Genomic DNA, 16,842 nt, shown 5'->3' with positions numbered 1-16,842 from the left:
GGCGCCTTCGGCCCGGTGCGCCGGGCGTGGCGGCGCCTGAGCCGGCGCATCGGCGACGTGCTGCCGAAGGGCCTCTACGCCCGCTCGCTCATCATCATCATCGCGCCCGTCGTGCTGCTCCAATCGGTGATCGCCTACACCTTCATGGAGCGGCACTGGCAGCTCGTGACCCGCCGGCTCTCCTCGGCCGTCACCGCCGACATCGCCGCCCTGATCGACATCTACGAGACCTACCCGCAGGACCGGAACGCCGAGACCATCACCCGCATCGCGGGCGAGCGGCTCAACCTCGACCTCGATATCCTGAAGGGCGCCAAGCTCCCGACGCCGGGGCCCCGCCCGTTCTTCTCGATCCTCGACGAGGCGCTCTCCGACGAGATCAAGCGCCAGATCCGGCGGCCCTACTGGATCGACACGGTCGGCCGCTCGAATCTGATCGAGATCCGCGTGGCGATCCCCGAGGGCGTGATGCGGATCATGGCCCGGCGCAGCCAGGCCTACGCTTCGAACTCGCACATCTTCCTGCTTTGGATGACCGGCTCGTCGCTGGTGCTGCTCGGCGTGGCGATCCTGTTCCTGCGCAACCAGATCAAGCCGATCCTGCGGCTCTCGGCGGTGGCGGAGGGCTTCGGCAAGGGCCGCGAGATCGAGTTCAAGCCGCGCGGCGCCCGCGAGGTGCGTCAGGCCGGCCATGCCTTCATCGAGATGAAGCGGCGCATCGAGCGGGCGATGGAGCAGCGCACGACGATGCTCAACGGCGTCAGCCATGATCTGCGCACCATCATCACCCGCTTCAAGCTCTCCCTCGAACTGGTCGAGCAGACCCCGGAGGTGGAGGATCTGCGCCGCGACGTGGACGAGATGAGCCGGATGCTGGAGGGCTACCTCGCCTTCGCCCGCGGCGACCTCGCCGAGACCGCCGCGCCCACCGACATGCGGGTGATGCTGGAGGATCTGCGCAGCGACGTGGAGCGGCTCGGCGCCCATGTCGAGGCGGTGGATCTGGAGGGCGATTCCGTCGTCACCGTGCGGCCCGACGCCATGCGCCGCTGCCTGTTCAACCTCGCGGCCAATGCCGCGCGCTACGGCGATACGGTCGCGATATCGGGCAAACGCGAACACCGCGCCTTCCTCGTCGCGATCGACGACGACGGGCCGGGCATCCCGGTCGAGAGCCGCGAGGAGGTGTTCAAGCCGTTCGTGCGCCTCGACGATGCGCGCCAGGATGCGGGCGGCTCGGGGCTGGGGCTGGCCATCGCCCGCGACATCGCCCGCGCCCATGGCGGCGACGTCACGCTCCTCGACGGCCCGCTCGGGGGACTCAGGGCGCAGGTGCGCATCCCGGCCTGAAACCGGGACGCGTCGAGCCGCCGGTTCGGTCAGGAGGTCCGCGGTCCCGCGGCGGCGTTATCGTGTCGCCCGGACCCCGCGGCTTATGCGGCGCGTCTTACGGAATCCGGCTTGACGGGAGTTTCCTTGGCCCGAGGCGCGGTGCTAAGACCGGCACCGCAAATCTTTTGAGATCCAAGGCCGCGCGCGGCCTCGACAACGCGAGTGACGTGGAATGAACCCGCTGGTGCCGCTCTCGATCCTCCTGCTCCTGCCGATCAGCGCGGTGCTCGCCGTGCTGTTCACCGATACCGGCATCGAGCCCCTGCTGTTCCGGCACGCGGTGATTACCTTCGCGATCCTGTTCGCCGTCGGCGGCGCCCTGTCCTTCGTGGCGAGCAAGCTGGCCGACCGTTCGAACGCCTGATCGTTTCGAAGACATTTTCCGCCGTCGCGCGGCTTCCGCCGAAGCCGCGCGACGGCGTTTTTGCGTCGAGCCTCGGCCGGATGTCGGGTCGCAGCGCCTGTCCCGAGGCTCTGAAAGCATCGATCTCGCCCTGAATGGGACCTGAAACGGGCCTCGCGACGGACGCGAAAAGCAGGTTTCATCCGCCGACCGCGCCGCTCCTGAAAGAAGTGCCGCGAATCCGGGCCGAGGTGGATCATTCCGACCTTTCTCGTTTTTTCATGCATCCCAATCGCCGCATGCCGCGTTGTTCGGCCATGCTTCGCCCCGGACGACAGGCGGCGGACGTCACAATGACGGAGATGCACGCAATGAAGATCAAGACCCTTCTGGCCGCCTCGGCGCTCGCCCTCACCCTGCCGATGGCCGCCCAGGCCCAGGGCACGCTTCGCGGTGCCGAGCGCGGCGCTCAGGACGGCGCGGATGCGGCCGGTCCGGTCGGCGCCATCGTCGGTGGCGCGGTCGGCGCGGCCACCGGCACGATCGGCGGCATCCTCGGCGTCGAGGATCGTCCCCGCTTCCGTTCCTATGTCCGCGAGCGCAATGTCCGCTCCTACGACTATGACGGGCGCGTGGCCGTCGGCACCGTGCTGCCGAATTCGGGCGTGACCTATTACGACGTCCCCGGCGATTACAGCGTCGCCCGCGGCACCCGCTACACCGTCGTCAACGACCGCCCGGTGCTGGTCGATGGCCGTCACCGCATCATCGAAGTCATCGAGTAATCGAGGCTCGCAGCGCGCCGCCCTCGGGGCGGCGCCGCTCTCACGGCCCCGGCGCCTCCGCGCCGGGGCCGTTTTCGTTCGCCGGGTCGGACCGATCGAGCCTCGGGGGCAAGCGACGGCCTCAGCAGGACAAGTCGGATCAAAAACACACGCAACGCTCTCGCACTTTCCGCCGTTGACTGACCGGATTGGACGTCAACCCCGAACAGGACGGACGATGAGCGGACATGATGACGCGTCCGATCCGGCGCCGCTGCCGGAATCGGTGCGAGACCATCTCGGACACGAATTGCGCACGGTCTACACGGTGGACGCATCCGAACCGCGCTATCTCGGCGACGAGCCGGGCATTCCGCACAAGTTCGAACCTCAGATCAAGCGCCTGGAAACCCGCCTCAAGACGCACGAGGAGGGAACAGAGGCGGTCGGCCAAGCGCTCGACCGCATCCTCGACGCCTTCGGCGTGGCGCCCCGGGACGACGCTCGCCGGGAGTGACCACGCCGTCGCCCGGCGCTTCAGGCGGACGGTCGGCGCTCGGCCAGGAGATCGCGAATCTCGCCGAGGAGCTTCACATCCGCCGGCACTTCGGCGACCGGCTCGGGCTTGGCTTCCTCCTTGGTCTTCAGCGTGTTCATCGCGCGGATGACCATGAACAGCACGAAGGCCACGATGGTGAAGTTGACCGCCAGCGTTAGGAACTGGCCGTAGCCGATCACCGCGCCGACCTTCTTGGCGTCGGCGTACGCCATGCCGGCCTGCACCTTCGACGAGAGCGGGATGTAGTAGTTCGAGAAATCGAGCCCGCCGGTCACCGCGCCGATGATCGGCATGATGATGTCCTGCACCAGCGAGTTGACGATCGCCCCGAAGGCCGCGCCGATGATCACGCCGACGGCGAGGTCCACCACGTTGCCGCGCAGGGCGAATTTCTTGAATTCCTCGAGCATGATCCCCTCCGGCCCGAATCCGTTGGCGGGATCGAGGCTGCCCCCTCGCGCCCCTGCGCGCCAAGCCGGTGCGCGGGACTGTCCACCGTGTAATCTGTCCCGGATCGCAGGCCGCTTCGGGAGGGATGCATGTCGGACTGGAATGCGGCGCAATATCTCCGCTTCTCCGAGGAGCGCACCCGCCCGGCGGCCGATCTTCTGGCCCGGGTGCCGCTGGCGGAGGCCGCCCATCTGGTCGATCTCGGCTGCGGACCGGGCAACAGCACGGCGCTTCTGCCCAGCGCTTCCCCAAGGCCGACATCGTCGGCATCGACAGCGCCCCCGACATGCTGGCCCAGGCGCGCCGCACCCTGCCGAACCTGCGCTTCGTCGCCGCTGACCTGCGCGACGTCCATCCCGAGACCGCCCCGGACCTGATCTTCGCCAACGCGGTGCTGCAATGGCTGCCCGACCACGCGAGCCTGCTGCCGCGCCTCGTCCGCCAGCTCCGCCCCGGCGGCTGCCTCGCCGTGCAGATGCCGGACAACCTCGACGAGCCCTCGCACCGGCTGATGCGCGAGACCGCCGCCGACGGCCCCTGGGCGGCCGCGATCGGAGATCCGGCCGCGGCCCGGACCCCGATCCTCCCGGCAGGAGCCTATTACGACCTCCTGCGCGGGGCCGATTGCTGCACCGTCGATCTGTGGCGGACGACCTATCTCCATCCGCTCGCCGACGCCGCGGCCATCGTCGCGTGGCTTCAGAGCACGGGTCTGCGCCCGTTCCTGGGGCCGCTCTCGCCGGAACACCGGTCCGGCTTCCTGGCGGCCTACGAGCGGCGGCTCGAGGCCGCCTATCCGAGGCAGGGCGACGGGCGCGTGCTGCTCGCCTTCCCGCGCCTGTTCCTCGTCGCCCGGCGGGCGGCTTGAATCCCAGGTCGGCCGTTCAACTCAGGGTGATGCCCGGAATCCTCGGCATTCGGTTTAAGCTCGTCTCAACCCCGCACGGCTAGCGTATCGGCGATCGACACGCCTCCGGGACGATTCGCCGTGCGACTGATGCCGACCGAGCGCACTGCGCCATCCGCCGCCCGCCTTCGGAAAGCCGCCCTCCGGCTGATCCGGGACACGGAGGGGGCCACGGCGATCGAGTACTCGCTGCTCACCGCCATCATGGCCGGGGCGGTGATCACCTGCATGACCCTCTTCGGCAAGGGGATGAAGGGCATGTTCGACTCGATCGTGCAGTACTACACCCTGGCCCAGCAGTAGCGCGATCCCGCGTCAGGTCCGCGTTCCGGGCTTGCGTCGGGCGGATGGCGCCGAGCCCGGCGCCGCCGCCGGCTTCGGGGCGGCCTCGGGCGGGGGAGGAGGGGGCGTCGGCTTCCCCGGTTCGGCCGAGGCCTTGCCCGGCTCCGGCGCTGCGTCCTTCGGGTTCCAGAAGGCGTCGAACACGTCCCGCATCGCCTTGACGTTCTGCTCCTGAACCTCGGCCCCGGTCTGAAGCATCTGCGAGATCACCTCCATCGAGGCCTTGGCGGCGTCCGGCTGAGGGTTCGCGCCGGGGGGCGGCTCGCGGCGAAGCTGGGGCCGGGCGGGCGGCGGGGTGGTGTTGGCCGTCGTCCTCGCCGTCGTCTTGGGCGCGGTCTGGGTGGAGGCCGCGGCGCTGAGGCCGTTCAGCCAGTCGGCCCACAGGTTGCCGAAGTTCGGCGCCGCCGGGGTCGGGTCCGCCGCCGGGGCGGTCGGCGGGTTGAGCATCAGGTGGACGATGCCGGCCACGATCATCCCGGCCATGATCGGCAGCATCTGGCGAAGCGCCTGCTGGCCGACGCCGCTCGCCGTCGCGGCCTGCTGGATCACCGCCTGCGCCAGCATCGGCGAGCCGAACATCCCCCCCGTCAGGTCGGGCGCGGCCGGCTTGGAGGCGGCGCCCGGCATCCCGAAGCCGAACATCCGACTGAGGCCCATCGGGTCGGCCGCCTGGTTCTGGAGGCCGAAGCCGAGGGCCGGCATCAGGGCTTCCATGGCGCGCCGGGTCTGGTCCGGCGAGAGGCCGAATTGCTGCCCGAATGCCTTGAGGCTCGCGTCGCCCTGGCTCTGGAGGATGTCGAACATCGTGAACATGACAGGGCGCCTCACGCCGCCTCGGATACGGCCCCTCGGCACCGCATGCGAGAGGGCCGCATTCCGATTGAAGTGTGTCGCATCGAACCGCCCCTGACCAGCCGCCGGCCGCGTTCCGCGGTGATTTGGTGAGGGAAAGCCGCGTTCGAGGCTCGAAAACCGGCCGCTACAGCGGCATCCCGCTCGACGGCGCCGGGGCCGGCGCCCCGGTGTCGTGATGGGCGGCGTCCCGCACCTCCGGCTCGGGATCGGGCTCCGGCCGGTTGCCGCGCTCAAGGGCACCGACCGTGCGGAAGGCGAGCACCAGGGCGGCGAGCCCGAAGGCGACGGACCCGAGACCCGTGCCGGCGATTACGCCCTTGGGTCCGTAATGGGCGGCGCCGAGAAGCGCGGGCGGCATCGTGCCGAGCGTCGCCCGGCCCCAGTTCAACAGGGTCGAGACGAAGGGGAAGCCGAGATTGTTGAACGAGGCGTTCGACAGGAACAGCAAGCCGTTGAAGAACCAGACCGGCCCGGCCACGAGGCAGAAGAAGCCGAACAGGTCGGCGGCGACGCCCGTCAGTTCGAAGGCGCGCGCCAGCGGCCCGCGGGCGAGCGCCAGCACCAGCCAGACGACGACGATGTAGAGGGCGGTCACCAGCGCGCCCTGGGTGAGCACCCCGCGCATCCGGTCGAACCGGCCCGCGCCCCAGTTCTGGCCGAGGATCGGCCCGATCGAGCCGGACATTGCGAACAACCCGCAGAACGCGACCGGGGCGAGCCGGTCGATCACGACGTTCCCGGCGATGGCCTCGGGCCCGAAGCCCGAGAGGGCGTGGGCGATGAAGGCGCTCGCCACCGAGGGGGCGAGGTTCGTCAGCACCGCGGGCAGCGCGATGCGCGTTACCTCCGGCAGGTCCCCGAGGATGGCGGGTCGCCGCGGCCGTTCCAGCAGGCGGTGGTGCTGTAGGGCCCGCGTGCCAATGACCACGAAGGTGAGCCGCGCCACGCAGACCGCGATGGCGGCGCCGTCCACACCGAGGCCGAGCCCGAAGATCAGTGCCGGATCGAGGAAGACCGTGACGATGGCGCCGCCCAGCGTCACCGACATGGCGTCGCGCGCCGCCCCCACCGCCCGCAGCAGGCCGGTCGCCAGCATGCCGGGGCCGAGCAGCAGGTTCGACGGCAGGCTGATCCAGAGATAGCGCTTGGCCACCTCCAGGGTGTGTCCCTCCGCCCCGATGGCCCGCAGCAGCGGATCGAGCGCTGCCAGCAGTGCCAGAACGAGCAGGCCCGAGACCACGAAGACGTGGACGTTGACCGAGGTCGCGATCCGCCGGGCGCCTGCCGTGTCGCCGCGCCCGATCGCCCGCGAGACCAGGGCGCCGGCGGCGATCATCAGGCCGATATTGATGGCGATGGCGAAGAACTGGACGATGGAGGCGAAGCCGACGGCGGCCGTCAGCGCCGGGTCGCCGAGCTTCGAGACGTAGAACAGCGACAGGAGATCGACGGCGAAGATCGCCATCAGCCCGACCGAGCCGGTGCCGCTCATCACGACGACGTGGCGCAGGATCGAGCCGGTGACGAAGCGCGCCGCGCCCGCATCGCCGACCGTTCTCGGCTCAGGCATCCCGCTGCGAATCCTCCGGCTCCAGCACCCGGGTGGCGGCCTCGTGGCGCTGCGTCTCGATCAGGCCGCGGGTCTCGGCCGAGAGCGCCCGCGAGGGCCGCGTCGGCGCGGTGAGCGGCTCGGGGCGCATCTCCGGCGTGCCCCGCAGCCAGCCGGAGCCGTCCGGCATCGCGCCGGCCTGTTGCAGGACGAGGCGGGCGACGTCGCGCTTGCGCACGTCCTCGACCCGGCGCGCGGCGGCCTCGGCCGAGAGCCCGAGCCCCTCCAGCGTCGCCCGGCCGAAGCCGAGAGCCGATTCGACCGTCTCGCGCAGCTGAAAATCGACGTCGCGGTTCATCAGCGCGATGGCGTGGGTGCGGTCGTAGGCGCGCACGTAGGTGCGCACGTTGGCGAATTCCTCATGGACGATGTCGACGATCTTGGTCGCGGCGTCCGGATCGTCGATGCAGATGCAGATGAGGTCGGCCTTGGCCAGCCCCGAGGCGCGCAGCACGTCGAGACGGGTGCCGTCACCGTAATAGATGCGGAAGCCGAAGCTCGTCGCCGCGCGGATCTGGCCGACATCCTTGTCGATCACGGTGATGCTGATGCCTTCCGCCAGCAGCACCTGCGCCAGGATCTGGCCGAAGCGGCCGAAGCCGACGACGAGGACGCGGGTGTCGCCGGATTCCGCCACATCCCCGACATCCGAGGGCGGCTGCGCCTCGCCCGAGCGGCGGGCGAAGAGCATGTCCAGGCCCTTGGCGATGATCGGCCCGACCAGCATGGTGAGGGCCGCGAGCGCCACGCAGAAGCGGGGGACGTTCCCTTCGAGGATGCGCAGGTCGGCCGCCGCCGGCAGGATCACGAAGGCGAACTCGCCGGCCGGCGCCAGCACGGCCGCGCCGCGCACGGCGTCGAGCCAGGGCGAGCCGAACAGCCGGAACAGCCCGGCCACCAGCACGACCTTGACCGCGATGGCCGCCAGCGTCGCCCCGATCAGCGCGGCCCAGTGGTGGGCCAGCAAGTTGCCGTCGATCGACATGCCAACGCTCATGAAGAACAGGCCGAGCAGCATGCCGCGGAACGGCTCGATATCGGCCTCCAGCTGATGGCGGAAGTTCGATTCGGCGAGCATCACGCCGGCCAGGAACGCCCCCATCGCCATGGAAAGCCCGGCCCGCTCCATCACCATGGCGGTGCCGAGCACGACGAGGAGGGCGGCCGCCGTCATCACCTCGCGCCCGCCGGCGGCGGCGAGCAGGCGGAAGAACGGGTTGAGGCCGTAGCGCCCGACGATCACCACGCCGGCCACCGCGGCGGCGGCGCGCCCCGTCGAGCGCAGGCCCTCGTCGAGCCAGCCGTCCTTCGGCGTGGCGCCGGCCGTGGCCAAGAGCGGCAGCAGCGCCAGGATCGCCACCACCGAGATGTCCTGCAGCAGCAGCACCGCGAAGGAGCGCCCCCCGTAGGCGCTGCCGAGGTCGCCGCGTTCTTCGAGGAGTTGCAGCGCCACGGCGGTGGCCGAGAGCGCCAGCGCGATGCCGACGACGGTGGCCGCGGCGGGCGTCAGGCCGAAGGCGAGGCCGGCGCCGGCCAGCGCCAGCGAGCAAAGCGCCAGCTGCGCGGTGCCGAGGCCAAAGATATCGCGGCGCATCGAGACGAGGCGGGAGAGTTCCAGCTCCAACCCGACGATGAACAAGAGCAGCACCACGCCGATCTCGGCGACGCTCGCCGCGGTCTCCGGTTCGGCGATGAGCGAGAGTCCGGCCGGGCCGATGACGACGCCGGCCACGAGATAGCCCAGCACCGCGCTCTGCCCCAGCAGCCGCACGATCGGCACGCCGATCACCGCCGCCGACAGGAAGGTCAGCACCGGCGGCAGGAAGCTGGCGTGGGTCGCGGCGCTCGCCATGGAAGCCTTGGGTTGCTTCGCGGGATGAAAGGAAGAACCTTCCCCTTATCCCGCACGGCCCGAAGCCGCGAGGCCGATTCGCGTGTCCTTCGTCACTTGACGTTCTGTTGGCCTCAAGCGCCGGCGCCCGCGTCCGCGGGCTTGGGCTGCTCGCTCCGTGAGACGCCTGGGCAACAGCCGAGGCCGCTGCGCGGGGCGCCCTTCGCGCCCGGCCATACGGGGCTGCCGCTCGATTCGGTCGGCTGCCGTTGGGAGTTGCTTGAGGGTGTTGCGTGGGCGGGGGTCACGCCCGGCGCCGAACGTGCTATGTGTTGCGTAACGGACAGGCCTCCCAACCCTGTCGCGGCTTTCGGGCTGGCCGCTGTTGACAGACCCGGCCACCCCTCTCCACATCCGCCGGATCATGAGCGCCGATACCATCAACCTGACCGCCGACCCGAACAGGGTCCCGCATCCGGCCGTGACGGGCGACAAGCCGCCGCTGGAAATCCTGCTCTGCGCCCCGCGCGGCTTCTGCGCCGGCGTGGTGCGGGCGATCGATGTCGTGGAGCGTGCGCTCGCGATCTACGGCGCGCCGGTCTATGTCCGCCACGAGATCGTCCACAACAAGTACGTGGTCGAGACGCTGAAGCGGAAGGGCGCGGTGTTCGTCCGCGAGCTGGACGAGGTGCCCGACAGCGGCGCCCCGGTCATCTTCTCCGCCCACGGCGTCGCCAAGACCGTGCCGCAGAACGCCGTCAGCCGCGGGCTCACCACCATCGACGCCACCTGCCCCCTGGTGACTAAGGTCCACCGCGAGGCCGAGATCCACCACAAGCGCGGGCGCCACGTCCTGCTCGTCGGCCATTCCGGCCATCCGGAGGTCGTGGGCACCATGGGCCAGCTGCCAAAGGGCTCGATCACGCTGGTCGAGGACATTGACCAGATCGAGGCGCTCAACCCGCCCGCCGAGCAGGCGCTCGCCTGGGTGACGCAGACGACGCTGTCGATCGACGACACCAAGCACATCGTCGAGGCGCTGAAGGCCAAGTTCCCGGCGATCCACGGCCCTCACAAGGACGACATCTGCTACGCCACCACCAACCGCCAGGAAGCGGTCAAGGAAGTCGCGCCGCGGGTCGATGCCCTGATCGTCGTCGGCTCCTCCAATTCCTCGAATTCGCAGCGCCTGCGCGAGGTCGCCGAGCGGGCCGGCTGCCCGATCACCCGCCTCGTCCTGCGGGCGGAGGAGATCGACTGGGACGCCTTCAAGGATGTCCGCCGCCTCGGCCTCACCGCGGGTGCTTCGGCCCCCGAGGTGCTGGTGGAAGAGATCATCGACGCCTTCGCCGCCCGTTTCGACGTGACGGTGGATCAGGTCTCGGTGACGATCGAGGACATGTCCTTCCCGCTGCCGCGCGAGCTGCGCAGCGAAGCGGCCGAGTAGTCTTTTCGGGCCACGCCGGCTCGGCCGGTCACGATCCCAGGGGCGCCTACGGCGCCCCTTTCCTTTGTCGATCCTGACGCGAAGCGACAGCCGTGGCGGTCTACACCGACGTTTCCGACGAGGCGCTGCGCGCCTTCCTCAGCCAGTACGAGATCGGCGACCTGCTCTCGTGCAAGGGCATCGCCGAGGGCGTCGAGAACTCGAACTTCTTCCTGCACACCGAAGCCGGCAACTTCATCCTCACCCTCTACGAGAAGCGGGTGAACGAGGCCGAATTGCCGTTCTTCATCAATCTGATGGGGCATCTCGCCCGCGCCGGGCTCGCCTGCCCGCAGCCGGTGCGCAACCGCGCCGGCACCGCGCTCGGGCACCTCTGCGGCCGGCCGGCCGCCATCGTGACCTTTCTCGACGGCGTCTCGCTGAGCCGTCCCAACGCCGAGCATTGCCGGGCGCTCGGCGCCGCTCTGGCCGGGCTGCACGAAGCCGGCCGCGACTTTCCCATGCGGCGCGAGAACAACCTGTCCGTCGGGGCATGGCGCCCGCTGTTCGATCAGGCGGAAGCCCAGGCCGACACGGTGGCGCCCGGTCTCGCCGCGCGCACCCGGGCCGACCTCGACGTGCTGGAAGCCTCCTGGCCGCAGGGTCTGCCGACGGGTGTGATCCACGCCGACCTCTTCACCGACAACGTGTTCTTCATCGGCGACGACGTGTCGGGGCTGATCGACTTCTACTTCGCCTGCACGGACGCCTTCGCCTACGACCTCGCCATCAGCCTCAACGCGTGGTGTTTCGATGCCGACGGCACCTTTCACCGCGACAAGGCCGGCGCGATGATCTCGGGCTACGATGCGGTGCGGCGGCTGGAACCGGCGGAAGTCGCGGCGCTGCCGATCCTGGCACGCGGCGCGGCGATGCGGTTCATGCTGACGCGGCTGGTCGATTGGCTCAACGTGCCGAAGGGCGCCCTGGTGCAGCCGAAGAATCCGCTGGAATACGACCGGCGGCTGGCGTTCCATCGCGAAGCGAAGAACGCGCGGGATTATGGGTGGGCGGGGTAAAACCCTCCCCCCAACGGATATCGGGCAGGCCCGAGATCGGGAGGGGAGAGGGCTTGGAGCCTGATCAGATCACCTTCAGCAGCGCTTCCGCGCCCGAGATCTCCGCCTTGGACGGGGTGTCCTCGACGTTGAGCACCCGCACCACGCCGTCATCCACCAGCATGGCGTAGCGCTGCGAGCGGGTGCCGAGGCCGAAGCCGGTGCCGTCCATCTCCAGGCCGGTGGCCTTGGCGAATTCGGCGTTGCCGTCGGCCAGGAACTCGATGCCCTCGGCGCCGCTCTGCTGCTGCCACGCGTTCAGGACGAACACGTCGTTGACCGAGGTGACCGCGATGGCGTCGATGCCGCGGGCCAGGATCGCCTCGCGGTTCGTGACGTAGCCCGGCAGGTGGTTGCGGTGACAGGCCGGGGTGAAGGCGCCGGGCACGCCGATCAGCACGACGCGGCGGCCCTTGAACAGATCGTCGGTGGTCTTGGCTTGCGGGCCGTCGGGGCCGCTCACCCGGAAGGTGACCTGGGGCAGGTGATCGCCGACCTGAATCGTCATCCGTGCTCTCCTCGCATCCGGTCCGGTAAGATCTTGCCGGCAGGATCTTGAGTGGGATGTCCCACTTGTGCCCGGCCAGCGTTAGACGCGGGGCCGCCCCCTGTCGAGGCGGGCGAACGCGCGCGTTTGGCTTATGGATCAACGCTCCAAGGCGGATTAGCATGGGGCCATGCAGCGTCCCGCCTCGCCCCTCAAAGATCCGGCCTATCTCGACGGCCAGTTCCTGGTCGCCATGCCGGGCATCGGCGACGAGCGTTTCGCGCGCTCGGTGATCTATCTCTGCGCCCACTCGGCGGACGGCGCCATGGGCATCATCGTCAACAAGCCGGTGGCCGACCTCAGCATGCCGGACCTGCTGATCCAGCTCGACATCGCCAGCGAATCCGATGCGATCCGCCTGCGCGAGCGGGTCGGCCACATGCCGGTGCTGATGGGCGGTCCGGTCGACGCCAAGCGCGGCTTCGTGCTCCACACCGCCGACTTCCACATCGACCAGTCGACGCTGCAGATCGACGAGGGCGTGTGCCTGACCGCGACGGTGGAGATTCTTCGCGCCATCGCCGACGGCAAGGGGCCGTCGAACGCGGTGCTGGCGCTGGGTTACGCCGGCTGGCAGGCGGGCCAGCTCGAGAACGAGATCATGGCCAACGGCTGGCTCAATTGCCCGGCCGACCCGGAGCTGATCTTCGGCGCCGGACTCGGCACCAAGTACGATCAGGCGCTGCGGGGCTTGGGGGTCGATCCGCTGATGCTGTCGGCGGAAGCCGGGCGGGCGTAACACGGCCCTCCTCCCCGCAAGGGGGAGGAGAATGCGCGGCGCGTCCGCTTACGGAAACACCCATCCCCCGACGATCCTGAGACCGACCTCGCGGCCATGCGCCAGCCGGGCCGTGTCGGAGGCCTCGACCACGACGGTCTTGGCGCCCTCCCGGTCCACCTCGATCCGCTGGCGGCCTTGCGTCCGATAGGACGAGCGCACGGTGCCGTGGAGATGGGCGGCGTCCGCGTCGGCGAACTGGAGCTGCCAGGGGCGGGCGTAGAGCTTGACCGGTCCGGTCAGGCCCTGCGGCGCCGTGAGCGGCGTCGGGCGGCCCGAGACCAGCACCTGCCCGTTCTGGGCGATGGCCTCGACCTCGATCGTGTCGCCGAGAAACTTCAGCACGGTCGGGGACACCGGATGCTCCTGCACCTCGTCCGGCGTGCCGACCTGCTCCAGCCGGCCCCGATCCAGCACGGCCACGCGGTCGGAGAGTTCCAGCGCCTCGTCCTGATCGTGGGTGACGAAGATCGTGGTCTGGCCGGTGCGGTCGTGAATCTCGCGCAGCCAGCGGCGCAGGTCCTTTCGGACTTGCGCGTCCAGCGCCCCGAAGGGTTCGTCTAGCAGCAGGACGCGGGGCTCCACCGCGAGCGCGCGGGCGAGGGCGATGCGCTGGCGCTGGCCGCCGGAGAGCTGGCTGGGATAGCGGTCGGCGAAGCCCGAGAGCTTGATCAGGTCGAGCAGGTTGCCGACCCGGCGCTTGATCTCGGCCTTGTCCGGACGCTCGGAGCGCTTCCGGGCGTTGAGCCCGTAGGCGATGTTATCCGCCACCGTCATGTGCTTGAACAGGGCGTAGTGCTGGAACACGAAGCCCACCGCGCGCTGCTGCACGGGGACCCGCGTGGCGTCGTCGCGGCCGAAGATGATGCGGCCGCGGTCGGGGAAGTCGAGCCCGGCGATGATGCGCAGGAGCGTCGTCTTGCCCGAACCCGACGGCCCGAGCAGCGCCAGGAGTTCGCCCGCCCGCACGTCGAGATTGAAGTCGTGCAGGACGGCGGCCGTCTCGAACGTCTTCGACAGGTCCTCGACGCGGATCGCGGTCGCCTGACTGTTCACGTCGCCGCTCCGGTCAGTGGCGCCGTGTCCCCGCCGCGATGTCGTCGGCGTAGCGCCATTCGAGGAAGGATTTGATGGCGAGGGTGACAAGAGCGAGGCCGGCAAGGAGGGAGGCGACGGCGAAAGAGGCAACGAAGTTGTACTCATTGTAGAGGATCTCCACGTGCAGCGGCAGCGTGTTGGTCAGCCCCCGGATGTGGCCGGAGACCACCGAGACCGCGCCGAACTCGCCCATCGCCCGGGCGTTGCAGAGCAGGACCGCGTAGAGCAGGCCCCAGCGAATGTTGGGGAGCGTCACCGTCCGGAAGGCGTGCCAGCCGGAAGCGCCGAGCGTCAGCGCGGCTTCCTCCTCCGCGGTTCCCTGTTCCTGCATCAGCGGGATCAGCTGGCGGGCCACGAAGGGGAAGGTGACGAACACGGTGGCGAGCACGATGCCCGGCACCGCGAAGATGATCTGGATGTCGTGCTCGACCAGGAACGGGCCGAACAGGCCGCGCGAGCCGAACACCAGCACGTAGATCAGACCCGAGACGACCGGCGAGACCGAGAACGGCAGGTCGATCAGCGTCACGAGCAGGTTCTTGCCGCGGAACTCGAATTTCGCGATGGCCCAGGCCGCCGCTACGCCGAAGACGAGGTTGAACGGCACCGCGATGGCCGCGACCGTCAGCGTCAGGCGGATCGCGGATTGCGCGTCCGGCTCGGTGAAGGCGGCGAGATACGCCCCCCAGCCCTTGGCGAGCGCCTGGGCGAACACCGTGATCAGCGGCAGAACGAGGAACAGCGCCAGGAAGGCCAGCGCCACCGCGATCAGGAGCCAGCGGACGTAAGGCCGCTCGGTCACCACGCTCTGCGGCGGGCGGATGGTGTCGTCCCGTGTGTCGGGAAAGGGGGCGACGGCCTCAGACATAGCCGAATCTCCGACGGCTCCAGGCCTGGACCAGATTGATGGCGAGCAGCGTCAGGAACGAGATGCCGAGCATGATCACCGCGATGGCGCTGGCGCCCTCGTAGTCGAATTCCGAGAGCTTGATGACGATCAAGAGCGGTGCGATCTCGGAGACGTAGGGCAGGTTGCCGGCGATGAAGATGATCGAGCCGTACTCGCCCACACCTCGGGCGAAGGCGAGCGCGAAGCCCGTCAGCACCGCCGGGATGAGGGGCGGCAGCACCACCTTGGTCAGCGTCGCGACGCGCGAGGCGCCGAGGATGGCGGAAGCCTCCTCCACTTCCTTGTCGATCTCGGCGATCAGCGGCTGCACCGTGCGCACGGCGAACGGCAGGCCGATGAACACCATGGCGATGAAGATGCCGACCGGGGTGTAGGCCGCCTCGATGCCGACCTTGAGGAGCTGCGCCCCCAACGGTCCGTTCGGGGCGTAGAGGGAGGCGAGCGCGATGCCGGCGACCGCGGTCGGCAGGGCGAAGGGCAGGTCCACCACCGCGTCCGCGAGCTTGCGGCCGGGGAACTCGTAGCGGGTCAGCACCCAGGCGACGATGCCGCCGAAGATCGAGGCCGTGAGGGCTGCCAGCAGCGACACGCCGAAGCTGACGCGCAGCGCGCTCGCCACCCGCGGATCGGTGGCGACCGCCCAGATGCCCGCCGGGCCGAGCCCGGCGGCCTTGGCGACGAGCGCCGCTAGCGGCAGGAGCACGATCACGCCGAGGCAGGTGAGGGTGTAGCCGAGCGTGAGCCCGAAGCCGGGGATCACGCTGCGCTGGCGGAAGCGCCGCCTTGGACGGGGAGGCTCGACCATGAGGTCAGCGCCCGGCCTTGCTGAGCTGGTCGAACAGACCGCCATTGTCGAAGTTCAGCTTCTGGATGTCGTCCCAGGAGCCCTGGACATCCTCGATCTTGAACAGCTTGATCTCGGGCAGGAGGGCGAGGTCCTCGGCCTTGGCCGCTTCGCGCTTGATCGGGCGGTAATGGTGCTTGGCGAAGATCGCCTGCGCCTTGTCGCTGTAGAGGAATTGCAGGTAGGCCTCGGCCTGCTTGCGGGTGCCCTTCTTGTCGACGTTGGCATCGACCAGCGCGACCGGCGGCTCGGCGTAGATCGAGGTCGGCGGCACGACGATGTCGAACTTGTCCTTGCCGAACTCCTCCAGCACGAGGAACGCCTCGTTCTCCCAGGTTGGCAGCACGTCGCCGAGGCCGCGCTGGGCGAAGGTCACGGTCGAGCCGCGGGCGCCGGTGTCGAGGACGGGCACGTTCTTGTAGAAGCTGCCGACGAAGGCGTTGGCCTTCTCCTTGTCCTTGCCTTCCTTCTCGTAGGCGTAGCCCCAGGCGGCGAGGAAGTTCCAGCGTCCGCCCGCCGAGGTTTTGGGGTTCGGGGTGATGACCTTCACGTCGGGCTTGGCCAGATCCGACCAGTCCTTGACCGCCTTCGGGTTGCCCTTGCGGACGAGGAAGACCACCGTCGAGGTGTAGGGCAGGCCCTCGTTGGGGAGCTTGCTGCGCCAGTCGGCCGGGATCTTCTTCGAAATCTTCGCGATGGCGTCGATGTCCGAGGGGATGCCGAGCGTCACCACGTCGGCCGGGATGCCGTCGATCACGGTGCGGGCCTGCGCGCCCGAACCGCCATGGGCCGCGCGGATCGTGATGGTCTCGCCGGTCTTGGCCTTCCATTCCTCGGCGAAGACCGCGTTGATCTCGCGGTAGAGTTCGCGGGTCGGATCGTAGGAGACGTTGAGGATTTCCGTCTGCGCCTGCGCGCCGCCGACGCTGCCGAGCGCCAGGGCGAGGCCGAAGAGGGCCGCCCGTCCGAACGGGGCGAAGCCGGGTCTGGTCGGGTTGCCTGAAGTCACGTCGTCTCGCCTCCGTGGGGCGGGCGCCGACGCCCGCTCGTCATCGAAGGGAGTGTTCGT

Annotated in this window: 17 protein-coding genes and 1 pseudogene; 9 read left to right on the top strand and 9 right to left on the bottom strand. The window is 69.5% G+C overall.

What is annotated here, in order from left to right; all coding sequences use genetic code 11:
* Nucleotides 1-15: 15 nt before the first annotated feature.
* The 4 genes from BM140_RS06165 (at nucleotide 16) to BM140_RS06150 (ending at nucleotide 3,016) form a co-directional block, all read left to right on the top strand.
* Nucleotides 16-1,350, top strand: a complete 1,335-nt coding sequence (locus tag BM140_RS06165; protein WP_244535324.1) for an ATP-binding protein — start codon at nucleotides 16-18, stop codon at nucleotides 1,348-1,350.
* A 214-nt stretch (nucleotides 1,351-1,564) separates the two neighbouring features.
* Nucleotides 1,565-1,756 (top strand): hypothetical protein, encoded by a 192-nt coding sequence (locus tag BM140_RS06160; RefSeq protein WP_091943089.1) that lies wholly within the window; start codon nucleotides 1,565-1,567, stop codon nucleotides 1,754-1,756.
* 350 nt (nucleotides 1,757-2,106) lie between these two features.
* Nucleotides 2,107-2,520, top strand: coding sequence for a DUF1236 domain-containing protein (locus BM140_RS06155; RefSeq protein ID WP_091943087.1), 414 nt, complete (start codon nucleotides 2,107-2,109; stop codon nucleotides 2,518-2,520).
* Between the two features lie 217 nt (nucleotides 2,521-2,737).
* Nucleotides 2,738-3,016 carry a hypothetical protein gene (locus BM140_RS06150; RefSeq protein ID WP_091943085.1) on the top strand — a complete coding sequence of 93 codons (279 nt, stop codon included), beginning with the start codon at nucleotides 2,738-2,740 and terminating at the stop codon, nucleotides 3,014-3,016.
* 20 nt (nucleotides 3,017-3,036) lie between these two features.
* Here BM140_RS06150 and mscL read toward each other — a convergent pair whose 3' ends face one another.
* Nucleotides 3,037-3,468 (bottom strand): large conductance mechanosensitive channel protein MscL, encoded by a 432-nt coding sequence (mscL, locus tag BM140_RS06145; protein WP_091943083.1) that lies wholly within the window; start codon nucleotides 3,466-3,468, stop codon nucleotides 3,037-3,039.
* A 129-nt stretch (nucleotides 3,469-3,597) separates the two neighbouring features.
* Here mscL and tam point away from each other — a divergent pair.
* Both tam and BM140_RS06135 read left to right on the top strand, forming a co-directional pair.
* Nucleotides 3,598-4,376, top strand: a pseudogene (tam, locus tag BM140_RS06140) (trans-aconitate 2-methyltransferase).
* A 129-nt stretch (nucleotides 4,377-4,505) separates the two neighbouring features.
* Nucleotides 4,506-4,718: a Flp family type IVb pilin gene (locus BM140_RS06135; RefSeq protein WP_091943081.1), complete on the top strand. Its 213-nt coding sequence runs from the start codon at nucleotides 4,506-4,508 to the stop codon at nucleotides 4,716-4,718.
* Nucleotides 4,719-4,730: 12 nt separating this feature from the next.
* On the opposite strand, the gene BM140_RS06130 is transcribed toward BM140_RS06135, so the two are convergent.
* The 3 genes from BM140_RS06130 to BM140_RS06120 form a co-directional block, all read right to left on the bottom strand.
* The gene (locus BM140_RS06130) at nucleotides 4,731-5,585 is read right to left on the bottom strand and encodes a DUF937 domain-containing protein (RefSeq protein ID WP_244535315.1); all 855 of its coding nucleotides are present in this window, start codon (nucleotides 5,583-5,585) and stop codon (nucleotides 4,731-4,733) included.
* Nucleotides 5,586-5,736: 151 nt separating this feature from the next.
* Complete coding sequence (locus tag BM140_RS06125; RefSeq protein ID WP_091943077.1) at nucleotides 5,737-7,182, bottom strand: MATE family efflux transporter; 1,446 nt, start codon at nucleotides 7,180-7,182, stop codon at nucleotides 5,737-5,739.
* Nucleotides 7,175-9,073: a monovalent cation:proton antiporter-2 (CPA2) family protein gene (locus BM140_RS06120; RefSeq protein WP_091943075.1), complete on the bottom strand. Its 1,899-nt coding sequence runs from the start codon at nucleotides 9,071-9,073 to the stop codon at nucleotides 7,175-7,177. Before BM140_RS06120 ends, BM140_RS06125 begins: the two co-directional genes overlap by 8 nt.
* A 403-nt stretch (nucleotides 9,074-9,476) precedes the next feature.
* On the opposite strand from BM140_RS06120, the gene ispH reads away from it, so the two are divergent.
* Nucleotides 9,477-10,499 carry a 4-hydroxy-3-methylbut-2-enyl diphosphate reductase gene (gene ispH / locus BM140_RS06115; protein WP_091943073.1) on the top strand — a complete coding sequence of 341 codons (1,023 nt, stop codon included), beginning with the start codon at nucleotides 9,477-9,479 and terminating at the stop codon, nucleotides 10,497-10,499.
* A gap of 92 nt (nucleotides 10,500-10,591) precedes the next feature.
* Nucleotides 10,592-11,557: a homoserine kinase gene (locus BM140_RS06110; RefSeq protein ID WP_091943071.1), complete on the top strand. Its 966-nt coding sequence runs from the start codon at nucleotides 10,592-10,594 to the stop codon at nucleotides 11,555-11,557.
* Between the two features lie 64 nt (nucleotides 11,558-11,621).
* Here BM140_RS06110 and BM140_RS06105 read toward each other — a convergent pair whose 3' ends face one another.
* Entirely contained in the window at nucleotides 11,622-12,104 is a 483-nt protein-coding gene (locus BM140_RS06105; RefSeq protein WP_091943069.1) for a peroxiredoxin, read from the bottom strand.
* Between the two features lie 169 nt (nucleotides 12,105-12,273).
* On the opposite strand from BM140_RS06105, the gene BM140_RS06100 reads away from it, so the two are divergent.
* Nucleotides 12,274-12,882, top strand: coding sequence for a YqgE/AlgH family protein (locus BM140_RS06100; RefSeq protein ID WP_091943067.1), 609 nt, complete (start codon nucleotides 12,274-12,276; stop codon nucleotides 12,880-12,882).
* Nucleotides 12,883-12,930: 48 nt separating this feature from the next.
* On the opposite strand, the gene BM140_RS06095 is transcribed toward BM140_RS06100, so the two are convergent.
* Genes BM140_RS06095 through BM140_RS06080 form a run of 4 tightly spaced genes read right to left on the bottom strand, consistent with a single transcriptional unit; the run spans nucleotide 12,931 to nucleotide 16,782 of the window.
* Nucleotides 12,931-13,977 (bottom strand): sulfate/molybdate ABC transporter ATP-binding protein, encoded by a 1,047-nt coding sequence (locus BM140_RS06095; RefSeq protein ID WP_207549433.1) that lies wholly within the window; start codon nucleotides 13,975-13,977, stop codon nucleotides 12,931-12,933.
* A 13-nt stretch (nucleotides 13,978-13,990) separates the two neighbouring features.
* Nucleotides 13,991-14,887, bottom strand: a complete 897-nt coding sequence (cysW, locus tag BM140_RS06090; RefSeq protein WP_091943064.1) for a sulfate ABC transporter permease subunit CysW — start codon at nucleotides 14,885-14,887, stop codon at nucleotides 13,991-13,993.
* Nucleotides 14,880-15,734, bottom strand: a complete 855-nt coding sequence (gene cysT, locus BM140_RS06085; RefSeq protein ID WP_091943062.1) for a sulfate ABC transporter permease subunit CysT — start codon at nucleotides 15,732-15,734, stop codon at nucleotides 14,880-14,882. The genes cysW and cysT overlap by 8 nt, the downstream gene beginning before the upstream one ends.
* Nucleotides 15,735-15,738: 4 nt before the next feature.
* Complete coding sequence (locus tag BM140_RS06080) at nucleotides 15,739-16,782, bottom strand: sulfate ABC transporter substrate-binding protein (protein WP_091943060.1); 1,044 nt, start codon at nucleotides 16,780-16,782, stop codon at nucleotides 15,739-15,741.
* Nucleotides 16,783-16,842: the final 60 nt, after the last annotated feature.

This window comes from Methylorubrum salsuginis, assembly GCF_900114375.1.
Lineage (GTDB): Bacteria > Pseudomonadota > Alphaproteobacteria > Rhizobiales > Beijerinckiaceae > Methylobacterium > Methylobacterium salsuginis.
The sequence above is the reverse complement of the archived record's forward strand: the minus strand, read 5'-3'. Positions and strand labels throughout refer to the sequence as shown.

What these genes read in the sequence shown, in the direction of transcription:
- BM140_RS06100 (WP_091943067.1), top strand. Translation starts at nt 12,274, where the DNA reads ATGCAGCGTCCCGCCTCGCCCCTCAAAGATCCGGCCTATCTCGACGGC.
- BM140_RS06125 (WP_091943077.1), bottom strand. Translation starts at nt 7,182, where the DNA reads ATGCCTGAGCCGAGAACGGTCGGCGATGCGGGCGCGGCGCGCTTCGTC.
- cysW (WP_091943064.1), bottom strand. Translation starts at nt 14,887, where the DNA reads ATGTCTGAGGCCGTCGCCCCCTTTCCCGACACACGGGACGACACCATC.
- BM140_RS06120 (WP_091943075.1), bottom strand. Translation starts at nt 9,073, where the DNA reads ATGGCGAGCGCCGCGACCCACGCCAGCTTCCTGCCGCCGGTGCTGACC.
- BM140_RS06160 (WP_091943089.1), top strand. Translation starts at nt 1,565, where the DNA reads ATGAACCCGCTGGTGCCGCTCTCGATCCTCCTGCTCCTGCCGATCAGC.
- BM140_RS06135 (WP_091943081.1), top strand. Translation starts at nt 4,506, where the DNA reads ATGCCGACCGAGCGCACTGCGCCATCCGCCGCCCGCCTTCGGAAAGCC.
- cysT (WP_091943062.1), bottom strand. Translation starts at nt 15,734, where the DNA reads ATGGTCGAGCCTCCCCGTCCAAGGCGGCGCTTCCGCCAGCGCAGCGTG.
- BM140_RS06155 (WP_091943087.1), top strand. Translation starts at nt 2,107, where the DNA reads ATGAAGATCAAGACCCTTCTGGCCGCCTCGGCGCTCGCCCTCACCCTG.
- ispH (WP_091943073.1), top strand. Translation starts at nt 9,477, where the DNA reads ATGAGCGCCGATACCATCAACCTGACCGCCGACCCGAACAGGGTCCCG.
- mscL (WP_091943083.1), bottom strand. Translation starts at nt 3,468, where the DNA reads ATGCTCGAGGAATTCAAGAAATTCGCCCTGCGCGGCAACGTGGTGGAC.
- BM140_RS06150 (WP_091943085.1), top strand. Translation starts at nt 2,738, where the DNA reads ATGAGCGGACATGATGACGCGTCCGATCCGGCGCCGCTGCCGGAATCG.
- BM140_RS06105 (WP_091943069.1), bottom strand. Translation starts at nt 12,104, where the DNA reads ATGACGATTCAGGTCGGCGATCACCTGCCCCAGGTCACCTTCCGGGTG.